The organism is Paraglaciecola sp. 20A4 (assembly GCF_011378905.1).
Taxonomy (GTDB): domain Bacteria; phylum Pseudomonadota; class Gammaproteobacteria; order Enterobacterales; family Alteromonadaceae; genus Paraglaciecola.
Genome location: NZ_WTPY01000009.1, coordinates 81,319 through 97,563 on the forward strand (window position 1 = coordinate 81,319; position 16,245 = coordinate 97,563).

9 protein-coding genes are annotated in these 16,245 nt (G+C 40.5%); 6 read left to right on the plus strand and 3 right to left on the minus strand.

Annotated features, from left to right (window positions below; translation table 11 throughout):
* Positions 1-17: 17 nt before the first annotated feature.
* Entirely contained in the window at positions 18-2,369 is a 2,352-nt protein-coding gene (locus GQS54_RS11270) for a VanZ family protein (protein WP_166424082.1), read from the minus strand.
* A 606-nt stretch (positions 2,370-2,975) separates the two neighbouring features.
* Between GQS54_RS11270 and GQS54_RS11275 the strand changes: the two genes are divergently transcribed.
* The 3 genes from GQS54_RS11275 to GQS54_RS11285 all read left to right on the plus strand — a co-directional run bounded on the left by GQS54_RS11275 (position 2,976) and on the right by GQS54_RS11285 (position 7,763).
* Complete coding sequence (locus GQS54_RS11275; protein WP_166424083.1) at positions 2,976-4,931, plus strand: acyltransferase family protein; 1,956 nt, start codon at positions 2,976-2,978, stop codon at positions 4,929-4,931.
* A gap of 685 nt (positions 4,932-5,616) precedes the next feature.
* A complete protein-coding gene (locus GQS54_RS11280) occupies positions 5,617-6,201 on the plus strand; it encodes a PEP-CTERM sorting domain-containing protein (protein ID WP_166424084.1) in 585 nt (194 codons plus the stop codon).
* Positions 6,202-6,614: 413 nt separating this feature from the next.
* Positions 6,615-7,763, plus strand: a complete 1,149-nt coding sequence (locus GQS54_RS11285) for a glycosyltransferase (protein WP_166424085.1) — start codon at positions 6,615-6,617, stop codon at positions 7,761-7,763.
* Positions 7,764-7,789: 26 nt separating this feature from the next.
* Here GQS54_RS11285 and GQS54_RS11290 read toward each other — a convergent pair whose 3' ends face one another.
* Positions 7,790-8,896, minus strand: coding sequence for a glycosyltransferase (locus tag GQS54_RS11290; RefSeq protein WP_166424086.1), 1,107 nt, complete (start codon positions 8,894-8,896; stop codon positions 7,790-7,792).
* 465 nt (positions 8,897-9,361) lie between these two features.
* On the opposite strand from GQS54_RS11290, the gene GQS54_RS11295 reads away from it, so the two are divergent.
* Entirely contained in the window at positions 9,362-11,947 is a 2,586-nt protein-coding gene (locus GQS54_RS11295; protein ID WP_166424087.1) for a right-handed parallel beta-helix repeat-containing protein, read from the plus strand.
* A gap of 120 nt (positions 11,948-12,067) precedes the next feature.
* Here GQS54_RS11295 and GQS54_RS11300 read toward each other — a convergent pair whose 3' ends face one another.
* Positions 12,068-12,790, minus strand: coding sequence for a hypothetical protein (locus tag GQS54_RS11300; RefSeq protein ID WP_166424088.1), 723 nt, complete (start codon positions 12,788-12,790; stop codon positions 12,068-12,070).
* 804 nt (positions 12,791-13,594) lie between these two features.
* Here GQS54_RS11300 and GQS54_RS11305 point away from each other — a divergent pair.
* Positions 13,595-15,061, plus strand: coding sequence for an MBOAT family protein (locus GQS54_RS11305; protein ID WP_166424089.1), 1,467 nt, complete (start codon positions 13,595-13,597; stop codon positions 15,059-15,061).
* An 18-nt stretch (positions 15,062-15,079) separates the two neighbouring features.
* Positions 15,080-16,207 (plus strand): hypothetical protein, encoded by a 1,128-nt coding sequence (locus tag GQS54_RS11310; protein ID WP_166424090.1) that lies wholly within the window; start codon positions 15,080-15,082, stop codon positions 16,205-16,207.
* Positions 16,208-16,245 lie beyond the last annotated feature (38 nt).

The following is a 16,245-nucleotide window of genomic DNA, read 5'->3' on the forward strand; positions in this document are numbered from 1 at the left end:
GGTGAAGCACAATAAGATTAGTCACTAACCGGCCCAGCAATATCAGACGAAGTATTCTTTAGCATCGGCAAGGGAATATGCTTAAGTGAAATAGTTCGGGACATAAATCCTGAAATAAAGAACAGCACTAACAGCATAAAATGCAAAATACAGAAGCGGAAAAACATCTGCGTTTCAGACAATAAACTATCCCGGGCAGGACTTAACAGAAACTGCAGGCCAGAAAAGACTCTGCCGTATTTAATGATCACGTCTTGCAAGCCGTGCTGTATTAAGTAATACCCTATAGGCGCAGACACTAAGGTCAAAATAGCATGACCAGTAATACGCAAAAGAGTGGCTGAATAGGCGTTTTTAATCCACCAAGCCGTCATGTAAACCAGCATCAAACAGTACATCACGATATAAAGCAGCTTAAATGAGTGACCTTCGTTGGGCAGCAATTCAATAATATTATCGGTACCCGCTTGAACGACCACAATGAAGTACGACAGAGGTAAAATTAGAAACGCATATATCAGAGTGAACGCCAAACGACTCGACTTAAATGCGATTGATTGACTTGATGTTAACCAACTATAAACTAACAAAAATGCTGACGAGATAGGCAGATAAAAACCTAAAAAACGATACCCGAGCTCAAGATAATGCGACTGTTCGCGCCAAGTAGGATAACCCAAAATATCGTAAAGACTTTCATTAGGAAAAGTCACGTAAAACAAGTTAAACACTAATAGGCAATGTGCAATAGTCGCTGACAGCATGATTAGCGCTGAAGTTCTTTTTACCGCGATAAGTTTATCAAGCACGATGGGAGGCAGCGCAAATGCCACAATTAAAGACAAAGCCATAAGGGCCGAACTCAACCATACGAAATCTTGATTAAACAGCTCTTTAATATTATAGGGTGTGCGTTCGTCACCGTGTATCAGATATAGCGAAACGGTAATGAAAAATAGCACCAGTAACACATAATATTTTTTGTAGTTCTGCCAAGCCTCAACGTCATGTGTCTCGGTTGTTTTTTTGTTGGAATGCAAAACGTACACTTTTATACCTAAATATAAACCGAGTAAATTTAATGCCACATCGCTCGCCACTGCGACCTTGTTAATAATGAAGATTTGAAGTAATTCAAGGCCGAATAAAAAAGCAACCGCGAGCAAATAGGCAATCATGCGATGACTCTTTGCAAAGGTATATTTGTTTAAAATTGACGCCACAAGTAAACCCAAAGGAACGACTAACAATACTTTTCTGAGTAATTGCGTAACCGCCTGCAAAGGCCCCTCACGCCAGTAGGTTTCTAATGGAACAGAGAAGAAACCTTGAAAATTACTAAATAAAGCCGCTTTACTTTGTACTAATTCAAATGGGTATACAGCAAAGAAAAACAACATTAGGCACCAAAGTACCAACACAGACTCTTGGCCAAACAATGAAAATGACATCGGGGGCTGGGTGTTTAACCGCTCACTCTGTGCCTCATTGGGTGCCTTATTCTGTGCTACATAAATGCGTTGCTTAACAAATAACTTTATCGCAATAGCGGCACCAATAAATGCACTGACAATATCGGTCGTATCGGTATACCGGCTTAACACTAAAAGTTGTGCTAACTCAATGCCCAGCGCATAAAACACACACAGTTTTAGAATATATTCAGCATTGTATTTGCCACTTTGAATATACAACCAAGCAATAAAACCCCATAGGAATATGTCTGACACTATCCCAAATACGCCTTCGTTAATTGAAAATGTAAACGACGCAAATGGAATAATCGATATTCTGTCCTCTTGCCATTTGTTATAAATTTCTACTGGGCTAATAGATAAGTCCAACGGCATTAAGCTGTAAATAACCAAGACCGCTAAAGTAACATTGGCATAGGTTATCCATTTGTTTTTGCCGCCATAACGATTAAGTTTATTCACCACTTTAATAAACTTAACCCGCGTAAATAAATACACAACATAGCTCAGTAGCATGCCCAGTAATTGAGCAATCACATCTTTGAATGATGACACCCGCTCATTCAAAAACAGCTGGGCGAACTCAATTCCCATAGATAACAACATCAAGCCCGCACAGATTAATAGAAGCTGTAATACACGCAGAAAAGGGACTTTTTGACGCTCAATGATGAATAGAAGTAGGTATGACAGGGGCATAAACAGCAAAAAATTGGTAAACCAATCGGATCGATTAACAATGCCAAAATCGAATTTTTTAAGCTGGCTAAATGCCTGCGTGGCGTCAGCCATCGACAGCTGGTTAACATTAAAGGGTACTAAGCTGCCGAATATGACAAATATGGTATAGAACAGGGTTAATTTGATCAGTAACGCTTTATCTCGCTGTAACAAATTTAATTCATCCTACGTGGGCATGGTTAAGGTGTTTAATATCAGAATACATTTACATTGCATACTTTAGCGAGGGTATATCACTGCCACGCATAAAAATCGAGTTTAACAAACTGGAAGGGCATTTTTATATTGTGGCTTTCTTATAATCAACTTTTAATATAAAAACAGGGGTATATTACCAACCAAGACGAGTATTTATTTTATCTTTTTTTAAATCGAGTGATTTTGACTCAAGCATATGTTTACCAGCATATTTCCTTCTCTGAATATTGCAAAGAAGGTTAATTAACCACTCTTAAAATACGATAATTTAAATTATTTTCATGCCAAAAACCGCTGAAAATTAGTCGCCATTTGGCAACATCACTGTTGCAAAAATAGACATGTCAGTGTATTTTGCTGCCCGAGATAATCGTAATATTATTAAGAAAAGCAGTTAGTAGTCCTGACAGAGGAAGTTTTAGTAGTGTTTTATACGAATATAGCAAAACAATGCACGGTAAGTACGTGTCTCATATTTACCGCAATCAGACTCGTTATCAAGCAACATAAGTTGAATTGTTTTAACGTCGTTAACGCGCCTTATACTGCGGTTCGCTCATTATGAAATACAGAGCAGACATAGACGGTTTAAGAGCTGTCGCCGTTATACTAGTTATTCTATTCCATTCAAAAATTACTTTTTTCCCTGGTGGCTATATTGGGGTAGACATATTTTTTGCCATTAGTGGCTTTTTAATCACCTCGATCATTTACCCAAAAATGCAAGCAGGTAATTTTTCGTTCGTCGATTTTTACAAAAGACGGGCCAGACGCCTTCTACCCGCTAGCATTGCTATGACCTTCGTCACATTAATCGTTTTCGCATTTATGTACCCACCTAATTTATTCCAGGTATTGGCCGATTCTGCGGTGGCATCTTTGCTATTTTCCTCGAACTTTTATTTTTGGCAAACATCCAGCTACTTTAATCCGAGCTTAGCCCTTCAGCCCCTATTGCACACATGGAGCCTGAGTGTTGAAGAGCAGTTTTACTTTCTGTTCCCGCTCTCATTGGTTATTTTGTCGTGGCTCAAATTCAAGAAAAACGCCATTCTACTAACGGTAGGTGCAGCATGTTCAATATCACTGGCACTGGCCTATCTTTATGCGCCTAACAACTTAAGTTTTGTTAGCTTTTATGTGTTGCCTACTCGCTTTTACGAAATGGGCTTAGGTGCATTATTTGCGATTCACCTGACCCACAAGCCTGATGCATTTAAGACGATAAAATACTTACGTGAAATTGGCCTTGTGTTGGTGGCTATTTCTGCTTTTCAGTATGATAAGCATTTAGCGTTTCCCAGTTTTTATGCTGTTCTACCCGTGTTAGGTACATTATTGATCCTTATTGATCGCAGCACCTCAGGTGTTTTATACCGAGTATTGTGTTCTCGTCCTGTTGTGTTCGTTGGGCTGTTGTCCTACTCGCTTTACTTATGGCATTGGCCCATCTGGGTTGCTTTTGAGTGGATCGTTGGCGATATGTCGGTAATCAATATAGCCGCCTACTTTGTACTTACCTTTGTAGCCGCCTATTGTTCATACCGCTTTATTGAACAACCATTTAGACAACCTACTTTTTATCAAGGTGCCTTTAAAAGAACCGGTATGGTGGGTGTTGCTGCCCTTTTGGTCGCCTGCATTTCATTCTTTGTCTCGCAATCCAATACACGGTTACTTCCCATTACCGAAAACAATCTTAGCGAGTACTCAGCAGCATTGGTTAGCGAACCCTTTAGAGATAAATGTACTGATACTAAACGGCTTAAAGGACAATATTCAGTCTGTGTTGTAAAAGAAGGGGTTAACCCAGAATATTCGATACTGCTTTGGGGCGACTCTCACGCTTCAGCGTTAATGTCAGCGCTAAACAATTTTTCAGATCGATTTGCTGTGCACGCCATGAATACCTCAGGGTGCCCGAGCTTAGTAGAGACGAAACGCAAAGGAAGCCAAGATTGCTATGATCACAATAAATTTATGCAAGCATATTTACTGGACCAAACTAATCACTACGACTTAATTTTAGATGTGAGCGCATGGGACAACTACATCGAATACGAACTGCTCGAAACTGACATTTCACAAGCTGAAGAAATGCATGCCGCTTTACAAAGAACAATAGAATTTTTTGAAGCCAATAATCTAAAATATGCTTTTGTACCGCAAATACCCAAGCATGAAACCAATGTTCCCCGGGCCTTCTTCCGTTATCAATTAGGCTTAAATAAGTCTGACGAATTTGTACTTAGAAGTGATTATGACCTCAAGCTAAAACGCTTTGAAGAAATGCTTTACCCGAGCAAAAATATGATAGCCCTAGACAGCTTTTTTTGTGAAAACGACAAATGCGGTGGCACCAAAAACGGTGAGATTATGTATAAAGACGCCCATCATATATCCGTTTCAGCAGGAAAAAGCATGAGCTATTATCTTGAAGGCGAAATAGTCAATGCAATCGAAGGAAGCTCCTCAACCCTTGAAGTATCTGGCGTCCTTGAAGCCTCTGGCGAATAATAATCTGCCGATGTTTAAATAACATCGGCCTTCCTCTTCCCGCTATTTTTTTCGTTTTTCTACCTCACTATCCCCTCCCGATTAACTGAGGGCAACAACGCATCTTGCGTCATAGTAAGGCTTTGACTAGATAAGCACAGTATTATTGAATCGGAGTAGTAGCGTTTTATTCAGGCGCAACTCAACAGCGGGTTTTAGCTTATAAGTGTTTATTGAAATCTCTTGTTAAAATCTCTTCTTAAAACAACTAGAAATCACTTCTGTCAAACCACGTCTTGAAACCTCATATTAAGCTAGTTATTGAGTCACTTACTAAGAAAGCGGATTGAACCAGCGATAATTTATTTGTCAGCGTGGATTGGCATTATAAAAGCGTACTAAGTTGTGACTTACTGCCCGAGAATATTTATTACCGAAGCGAATTGTACCCTACGTAATGCTTAAAAATAATGCTCGAGAAGTTTGTTTACCGAGAATTGTCAGCTAAATTTACACCCTACAAAAAATGATAATACCGCTAGACATAACAGATTGAATAGTATGCATTTTTATCAAGTGGAATGAATCATGCATTAAATTAAAAACTAATAGCATTTAGTTGTTTTGTACCAGCAAAAATACGTTATTTATTAACCAATATTGGTACAGAAATTATATAAACTTGAACTCAGTAGGAACACTGAATATGAAATTAAAAAGCTTTTTCGCTACCCTAGGTGCATGTGCATTATTAACTGCCTCTGTAGCAGCTAACGCGACAGTTATCACCGTAGACAATACTGATGCAGGTTTTACCTCTAGCGGCCTATCATACAGCACTTATGAATCTGGTTTTATAGGTTCTAACTATATGGCTGATGCCAGAAACGTATCGGGTGATTTCGCAGTATGGGATCCTACTAGCAGCACTGATTGGCTTGCAGGTGTTTGGACCGTAGAAATGCTTTGGAATTCAGGGCCTACTCGAGCAGACAACGCAGCGGTAACAATTGACTCTGGTTCTACTACTGTTAGCACAACGGTAAATCAATTATTAAATGGCGGTATTTGGAACAACTTGGGCGACTTCAGTTTTGACCTAAGTGGCGCTTCGGTTACGCTAGACGATAGCAATTCAACTTCTGGCCAAAATATTATTGCTGACGCAGTACGTTTTACATTGGTGACAGCAGCGGATACTATTTCTGCACCGACTGATGTACCAGCTCCAGGTACCTTGTTAGTATTATTAGCTGCAGCGGCCGGTATCTTTAGATTACGTCGCAAGTAAAATAATCGTATTGGGTCGGTATATGAATTAGCCGATCCAGTTTAGAAATCCAGCTTGATGCATAATCTCGCTGGATTTTTTTGTTTTAGTGATTGATAAGCGAGCTGCCTCACTTCAATCAATATTATTAGCCTAATGCACACAACATACTCAAGCTAGCGCTAAATGACACCGGCCTTTTCGCCTCAGAGCGTATAATAAACGGCGTATAACGAATGGCGAATGGCAAGCGGGCACCTACATTTAAAGATAATACCCACCAAGCAGACTTATTATTCTTAAGCACCTTGCGCTATTTTTGACTGAACTAAAATAGTGGTGCATGCAGCTACCCCCCAAATAGATTAACTTGCTACCATAAGCACATATTGTATGGGCACTCATAAAGCTAAAAATACTAAGCAGAGGGATAAATGCGCGAGAACAAACCGGTGGTAGTCTTTGTTATCAATTCGCTTGGGCTAGGCGGCGCTGAACGCGCTCTGAGCAATATTTTGCAGACTGCTCCACAACAAGAAGAGTTTGATATTCATGTTGTGTTACTCGACACTGAAAAAGAAAACAGAGTGCTGCCCGAATTTGTCACCGTGCACAGACTAGACAGTCGCCGATCGTTGATGCGCAGCATCTATTTGTTATCACGAAAACTATCCCAGCTTAAACCTACCGTATGTGTGAGTCTGCTCGTTCGCTCAAATGTGGCAAATGTGATAGTCAATCGCTTGCTTAACCGTCGCCCCGCTATTATTTGTGAACGCATGCACTTAAGCTCTCATTTGGCCCTACAGTTCTCTGGTGCAAAGTTGAAATTAAGTAAAATGATACCCAGCTTACTTTATCGCTTTGCCAGCCAAGCACTTGGGGTATCAACCGGCGTCACAAACGACTTAGTACAGAATTTCAGTGTACCAAAAGAAAAAACCCTGACCATATTCAACCCCTACAACCTTACACAAATATGCCAAGATGGTGAAAAGCCCAATGAACTTGCGCTGCAACGCCAATACATAGTGGCAGTGGGTCGATTAACGAAAAGCAAAAACTTCACTGACCTTATCAAAGGTTATTGCGAATCGAATTGCCCTTACGACTTGGTTATTTTAGGAGACGGCGAAAAGCATGCACGCGCAGAGTTACAAACGCTAATTGACGCAATGGGCGTAAGTGAAAAGGTGCATCTAGCTGGTTATGCTAAAAATCCGTTTTCGGTCATGAAAAATGCTGAATTTTATATCTCTGCATCCCTTAATGAAGGATTTCCCAATGCGATGTTAGAAGCCATGGTATTAGGCTTACCTGTGGTGGCATCAAACTGCGAATCAGGGCCAGCAGAAATCTTAGCCAATGATAACGAATTACATATTAGTAGTATGTATCGCGCTAAGTACGGCTTACTGGTGCCCATAAAATCGGTCACCAGCTTAACGTCTGCCATTAATGAAATGAGCAACGCTGAAACACAATTACACTATGCGCAAATGTCACTTCTGCGCAGTAAAGACTTCGAGATACATAAGATAGCCAACGAATATTGGCAGAATTTTCGCTCGTTTATGTCATGATTTATTATTAACAAAGGGGAAAACGGCTACAGTGCTTTATACAAAACCTTATGTTTTTCAGCGTTAACAAGCCATGTATTTAAGCGTTGATAAGCAAACGCCTCTCGTGATTGATAAGCGTTAAAATCGTGCTGTTGCAGAATACTGGCTATCGCATTGATGTCACCAATATTGAAAAAACACGCCTCAGGTAATTTGAATTCTCGGTGTGGTGGAATATCTGACAAGGCAATGGGCACACCAGCAGAAAGTGCTTCGGTCACCACTAAACAAAAACCTTCCATATGTGAAGGGTGAATAAACAACGCGGTATTGGTATACAATGTTTTGAGCCGCTCACCCGTTTGATAACCCACAAAAATAATATTTTCAGACGCGTTTAACAGCAAATTTTTTGCATATTGCTCTGCGTGTATCCCTACCCCACATATAACCAATTTTTTAGTGGGTTGTTTAATTTGCTGATAAGCCGCAATTAATTCATGAAAACCTTTGGTTTCTTCAAGCCGACCTACCGCCAGAAAATAGCCTTCAGATGTGAGTGAAAATTCCCGTAAAATATCAGACTCATCAATGTGATCGGTGAAGTCTAATGACCCGCCATTTCGAATAGTGATATACCGCGAGGCATTGTTAGGGAAGCGTGTATCCAAATCATCTTTTATGGCCTGGCTGACGCAAATCACATAATGAGCATACCGACAGGCATTACGTTCGCCTTTAATTAAAAAAGCCCGCCCAAACCGGCCCCACTTAGGCCGTTCGTAGTCAACAGCGTGGTGCGTTACTAATGTTTTAAAACCGAACAAGCGCGCCAGCGGTGCAAAAAAACCTGGGCCAATACCGTGTAAATGCATAATTTTAGGGTGTATAAACAAGCGAGCGTAAATAATGGAAAACAGCGTATGCAGCAAGGTTTCTAGGCCTGAGATATCCAAGGAAGGAATATATTTTAGGCTAAGCCCCGCATATTCCCGATGGGCTTTATCCACAGGCTTAACTCGAGTAAACAAGACAAAGGAATACTCTGGTGCTATTTTCAACAATTGCGGGTAAAGCTGAGCGCAAACGGTTTCAATTCCGCCAATGAAGTTAGGGATATTCCTTGCCCCAATTACGCACACTGTTGCCATTTAAGTTGGTACTCCATTACTGCAAAACGTCATCATTATTTTATGATGAATTATTTTATGATGGTTGTTCAGACTCATGTGCTTAATGAGTACACATAGTCAAACCGACTAGCGCAAAAATATTAACATAATCAAAACAGCAATATGATATCAGTAAGCAGTATTTTATTACTGCGATTTTTTGCTAAATCATTGAAAAATAAATGCCTAATATAAGTTCGTGAGCAACACGAGAAACCTCATAATTTCATTTCAGTGCATTTATTGAATCGAAAACGCTAAAAATTTAAGTTACAAAAGACTAACGATTAGCACACAAAAACGCAACAAAGGTAAATTTTACACCCTAACAATAATATTAACTTATACTAACTTCATGCAAGTCAACGAATGTACGTTGCTTTGTTAAATGCCCCTTGTCACACTCACGCTCTCGCAGTTTTTAAGTAACCCACAGGAGTACTTATGCAAGCCAATCTTAGTTCGAACATACGCAGTAAAAGCCGTATTTTATTCGTTATATTCCTACTTATTGGGCTAACCAGTTGCTCTATTTTTTACGCACCAGTTAAAGAGCCTGCACAACAGCCTAGTCAATATTTGTTACACGAGATAAACAAGAAGCAGCTAACCTCAACGGCACAATTACTTCCCTTCTTTAAAGAAAAAAACATACTAAAAGCGCTGCCCAAAAACACTAAAAAAGCATTAAAAAAACATCCTAAAATAGCGGCTGATTTATTACTAACCATGAGTAAAAGCACAGACTCACAGCAAGGTGCAATTCAACTAATAGAACGCCAGAAAAAACAGCAAAGCAACTATATTTATGTTGCGCTTACTCTATTTCCCATTGACGGTTATCGTCTAGCAGAAAAGCTGGCTCAGAGCGATAAGATCAGGAATGACACGATCACTAACGCAAGTTTGCGCGCGGGCTTCGACCCAGCACTGATATTCCCTGCGACAGCAGCAAATGATGAGGAATATCGTATTGTGCCCCTTATGGAGTCGGCCAGTATCACCTTGTACAACCAAACTCAAAATAGCGCAGCTGAAATACAATTCAAAGCCCAAGGTGAAAGTGACTGGCAGCCTGGTTTAGCCCTTCAATGGGAGCCAATACAAGGGGCGTTATCAGGTTCAATTGTCTATTTACAACCAGACACTGACTACACAATAAAAGTTACCCTTAGTGAAAACAGCGAATTACTATCGGTACAAGAGTATAGCTTTACCACCCGAGCCGAAGCGCCCCCCATTGACCCGAGTAAAATCTACTATTTAAGCGACATATATCAAGGTGGTCAGCTCAACCTAGAAGCACTGGGCATTGAAGGCAGCGCAACCGGCTGGGCAAAAATCATCGGCGATGGCGTGACGGTGCAGGCTAATGAAAACGATAATTCAGCCATTTATATCGGTCGCCAAAACTATGTCATGCTAGAAAATATCAACACTAAGGGCGGCGAACGCTATGGGATACAAGGCTATAAAACACATCACGTGTGGATAAAGGGCTGCGATATATCAGCTTATGGCCGCGTTGCCAACGAGTATCGTAACGGTAAGGGATACGACACTATCAACAATACAGGGTTAATTAACTACGACTCAGGTATTTATTTAGAACGCAGTGGCGTGGTCGTTATTGAAGACTGCGAAATACACTCCCCTAATGGTAAGGCCAACAGTTGGGAAGTCGGTCACCCTAGTGGCCCTAACGCCTTCTTAATATGGGGCAAACACGACACCGAAGCTTATAGCGGCCAATATATAGTGCGCAATAACCGTTTTTACGGCACGCCGGAAAATAGATTTAATGATGTAATAGAGGGCCGGTCAAACTTCAAACGTTCTGGGGCATTTGTGCGCGACTCAGCTATTTATAACAACTACCTAGCTTATGCGAATGACGACCTGATCGAAATCGATGGGGGCCAAGCCAATGTATTGGTTTACAACAACGAAATGACCCAAGGCTACTGTGGAATCAGTACCGCCCCCAATACAATTGGTCCCAGTTATATATTCCATAACTACATTCACGACTTAGGTGACGAACGAGGCAAAGAGTGGACGGCCATTAAAATGGGCGGCATCATGACTCGCCCAGCAGGTATCACTAACGTCTTCGAAAACCTTATTATCACAAATCGCAATGCTATTGCCGCCTCAAAGGTCGATAACGACGATACGTTTTGGGTCAACGCGGTGAATAATATCTTTATTACTCGGGATTATGGCAGTCAAGTGGGTTACGGTATTTACGACAAGCAACTTTATGCCCAATCCACTTTTAAGAATAATGTTATATACAACACAGACGTCGACACTCCTGTGGTAAAAGCCACAATAGGGGATGATTTCTATCACCCGATGTCAGAACAACCTGAAGAAATCAATGCTATCACTCAGGCAGGTGCTGCCTATCAACTCAATATTGATCAGCGTTTTGTTATTCCCAATTTTTCACTTGTGCAAAGTACCAATGCCACCGCCGACGCGCTGGCCCAAGAAACCTCGGCTGATAATTCACCTGCGCCCATCTATCTTAATGCAGCTGAAGTCTCGTCTTTTGACAATCAAGATAGCCAAGGTAATTATGAGATTACCCCAGAGGGTTCGCACATCACCCTTTACGGGAATACGTGGAAAAGCCTTACCCACAGCGACATCATCAGCCCCGACACCATGGTAGATGTTGATGTCACCCATAACGGACTAGGGGAAATTATTGGTATGGGGTTCGAAACCGATAATGCGTTAACCAATTGGCGCTTGTTCAAGTTTTTCGGTAGCCAGGCATGGCAAGAAAATGGGCCAAAAAGCACACAGATCAATATCACAGAAACACTTACCTTTAATTTAGGCCAATTTGTTACCGGCTCCATCAATCGGTTAGTCTTTACCTTGGATGACGATGATAGCCAAGGCTCAGTCGTGCCTCAAGTTACGTTCGGCAATATTAAAATATACGAGCCAATCACTGAGCCAGACGTCGCTGGGGCGTATGAGGATACAAAGGTTATGGTAGGCGTCGTACAATAGATACTTAAGCTTTATTTGACGAGCTTATGGTAAATAATCTGGCACTAAAATCGGCTAATCAACGCATCATATTCACTAAATAGCCGATTCTTGTTTTCTTTTTATTTGGTCAATAATTAATCACGGGTAAATAATTCCTAATTTTTTCAAATTAAAAAAACACCTAAGCTTATTATGAATGACAGTAGCAGAGCGTCTTATCAGTAAATACGTCATAGCGGATAAGAAAATAAAACTGGAATAAGGGGAGTTAACAATATTAAGTCGAGTATCTGAGATGATAAAAGACTCAAATGTCCCTCGGCCAAGAAAATTTTGATATTGCGCCGTTTCGTCTTCAAAATCTAACGATGCAGAAATAAATCGAGGTTCTTCATTAGCCAAATTAAATCCATATAAATCGTCTAACGATGTGCCAGTAAATAATTGCCCATCTTCCTGCTGAATGTTAAACAGCATAGAGTAAACGTCGACCCCTGCTATTTTCATGTCGAGTGCTATATCAAGGAAAAAACAGTCGCATCCTGAATTATCAAAAATTCTCAAAGTAAAATCTTTACCAGAAAGTGATATTTGGTTCCCATCTATAAAAAATTCCGAAGCTAAGCCTAAATATCCTGAAAACTCACCTCTCTTTATGGTTGGATCCATATCAATGAGGAGTGGATCAATTTGCAGCAATCCATTGATTTTTTCAACTTTTTCATTAAGTGGGAAGCTAAATTGCCAATCATCCGAATAGGTAGAAGAGAAGCTAATCATAGCGGCATTAGCTTTTACGGTATAACAGGTTATAGAAAAACAAAGTAACGTGAATAAAATCAGTCTGTTATAAATTTTCATAAATAAATCCTTTTTTATAAAATTGAGACATCTTAAAGCGTATTAACTGGCCTATTCCCTAAACCAGAGATAAGGACTTATGTTAAATAATAGCTCACTATCCTTGCACTAGAATTTATTTATGAGAATTCCAAAAGATTAATATGAGTAAAAGTATTATGACCAATTTAAACAAGAAGCTTTATGCCAATTAATTAAAAAACCAAACAAATAGCAGATACGCTTTCAAATGTAACCTGCTTCAAGCAATAGGTCTCGGTTAGAACAAAACCGGTCAGCGCCCTTGATGGTGTGCTTTTCATATGCCGTTAATTCAATATTTCGCCCCATAGTCGTGGCAGTAGCCGCATTGCCGGTTAGCAAGCTTTGCACACAAGTAGAAAATGCAGTTTAACTTACATTGTGAATATTGAGCGTGACAAGTGACAGAGTATTCTTCAAGATAGCATTTGCATTAATGGGATCAATTCATCAGTAATGTCTGGAGATTGCTCTAATCCTCAAATGCCCTGAATGTTCCGCAGTTTTAAATATCGTTGTAATTTGAATATATTATTTGTGGGGATACTTCAGACCCTGATCACAGTTGTAAGTTGACCTAGCCCCCATTTTTACCGGCTATTAAGACTAAACATTTATTTGGGGCTACATTAGGCGCTAACCTTCAAGTATGATTTCTTTAAATAGGCATCCTAATACGATTTTTTGCGGCATAAAGCTTGCTTTGGCATAGGCTCAGAATGTTAAACACGTTACAATGCCTCGCGCCAAAACCATTGTTACTTTAAGGGACTAAAATACACCATGTTGTTTAATTCACACGAATTTATTTTCTTATTTCTGCCCCTTTGTCTTTGCGGCTATTTCTTAATTTCTAAGCTCGGGGCTAGAGCCGCTATTAGTTTTTTAGTACTAGCATCGCTGGGCTTTTACGCTTGGTGGAAGGCCGAATATCTTGTATTGATTATTATTTCGATATTATTTAATTTTGGTTGGGCTAGGTGCATCGATGTCGTCAATCGACGCTATCAAAAATGGGCGAAATTTACCCTTGGCATTGGCGTAACACTTAACCTGATTGCACTTTGCTATTACAAATACACCAACTTTTTAGTCGACCAATTTAACTGGCTAGCTAATACGGATTACTTTGTGGCAAAAATTGCCTTGCCTTTGGCAATTTCGTTTTTTACCTTTCAACAAATTGCCTATTTGGTTGATACCTACCGCAAAGAAATAAACGAACATAGCTTCTTGCGTTACTGCCTATTCGTGACCTTTTTCCCGCAATTGATTGCCGGCCCCATAGTTCACCATAAAGAAATGCTGCCGCAATTTGAGCGCAACGAAACCTTTAAACCCCATGCCCTTAATTTTGCCCTTGGTTTGACCCTATTCAGCATTGGTATATTCAAAAAAGTAGTGTTTGCTGACAATGCCGCCATTTTCGCTACGCCTGTATTTAACGCCGCGGATGCAGGTAGCAGTGTGACCTTTATTGAAGCTTGGTTAGGCACCTCGGCTTATACTTTACAACTGTATTTTGATTTTTCTGGTTACACCGATATGGCATTGGGCTTAGCCATGCTGTTTGGTATTCGTTTGCCAGACAACTTTAATTCCCCCTACAAATCTCACAGTATTGTGGATTTTTGGCGGCGCTGGCATATCACCCTAAGCCGCTTTTTACGGGACTATTTATACATATCTTTAGGCGGTAACCGCAAAGGTAAGAGCCGTCGTTACGTTAATTTAATGGCGACTATGGTGCTAGGCGGTATATGGCACGGCGCCGGCTGGAACTTTATGATTTGGGGTTTCTTACACGGCAGCTATTTGGTGGTTAATCACTGGTGGACGGCCACTAGGGCGCGTTTTTTTGCCACGCCGATCGGAAAAATTGAAAATGCGGCCTATTGGGCACTTACTATGTTAGCGGTCATGGTGGCATGGGTATTTTTTAGAGCCGAAACGACCGAAGGAGCCTTTAACATATTTAATGCAATGGCTGCGGTCGATTTGAACGAGCCTTTCAAAGGTACGTTGTTTTATACAACAAAAGCGATTGTCGTTTGTACTTTACTTTTCATCATTGCTATTTTCTGTCCAAATTCAGGGCAGCTCACACGGTATGTAGAGGAACGACTTACCCAACCACCGGTCGATAAACCTTGGTTAACATTTGGCCCGGCTATGGTCTCAGCGGTTGGTTTTGTCATCTCAGTGGGCCTGATTGGTCAGTTATCTGAATTTTTGTATTTTAATTTTTAACGGGCCGTATCAATTTTTATGAAACTCACTAAAACGTACTTAACGATATGGATATTATCCACACTACTATTCGCTCTTGTGCTCGGGGGAGTCAACTACGTTATCGACCCTCTTAAATATTATCACCAAGCGCCGGGAACCCGTGAATTAACCGGTTTCGAGCAGAGCCACAAGGTATGGCAGGTGAAAATGCGTCAACCTGAAACTCTAGTATTGGGTAATTCACGCACCCTTTATGGCTTCGATGTGAGTCGATTACAAGGTGAACAGCGGTTTAATTACTCTTTTCCGGGCCCCACTATCGAGGAGGTCGAAAAGCAATTTGAAAATATGCAGTATTCAACGCAAGCCAAAACCGTATATTTAGTTGTCGATGGGATCTGCTCATCTGGCAAGACTTCATCTAGGGACTTGTCAGGGCTTTTCAGCACTAACTTTGAATGGCTAAAAGCTGAGTTTATGCGCGCCAAATATTTAATTTCTTTAGACACATTAAAAGCCAGTTTCAAGGCGGTAAATAAATCGATATTCTATGACGATTTTGGACGTCGGGTTAGCTTTGTCTTTAGCGCACAATCAGGTGAAAAGCTCAGTGAACGAGTAAAAATACGTGAAGGATTCTACATTAAACGGGGTAAAAATAGCACTCAATGCAATACTGAAATATACGAGCGATTACTAACCAAAGCTCATACCAGTGGTATCAATATTTCATTAATGTTAAATCCAACGCATGTTCGACTTATAAATATAAGCGCTCAAAGTAGTATTCCGTTGAATAGTCATTTGAATATGAAAAGAGCCATTGTAAGTGTTAATGCGGCGGTGGCTGCAAATCTCAATACAAAACCTTTTCCCATTTACGATTTCAATTTGATCAATCAGTACACCACTGAGCCGTTCGATTTAGTGAGTAACACTGAACCAAAATATTGGTGGGAATCGTCGCACTATAAAAAGGCCCTGGGTGATAAACTGGTTGACTGGTTAAATACGCCTGAAAACGAAAGAGACGCGTCAATTGGCGTTAGCTTAGCGCCACAAAATATCGATCAGCATATTAACCTGCAGTTGCGTCAGCTAGCTGATTGGCAACAAGCAAATCCGGCGGCCGCAATAGAGTCAATGCAACGGATAGAAAATTAACATAAATACTGCAGTCAGAATTTGATACAAGGATTTAG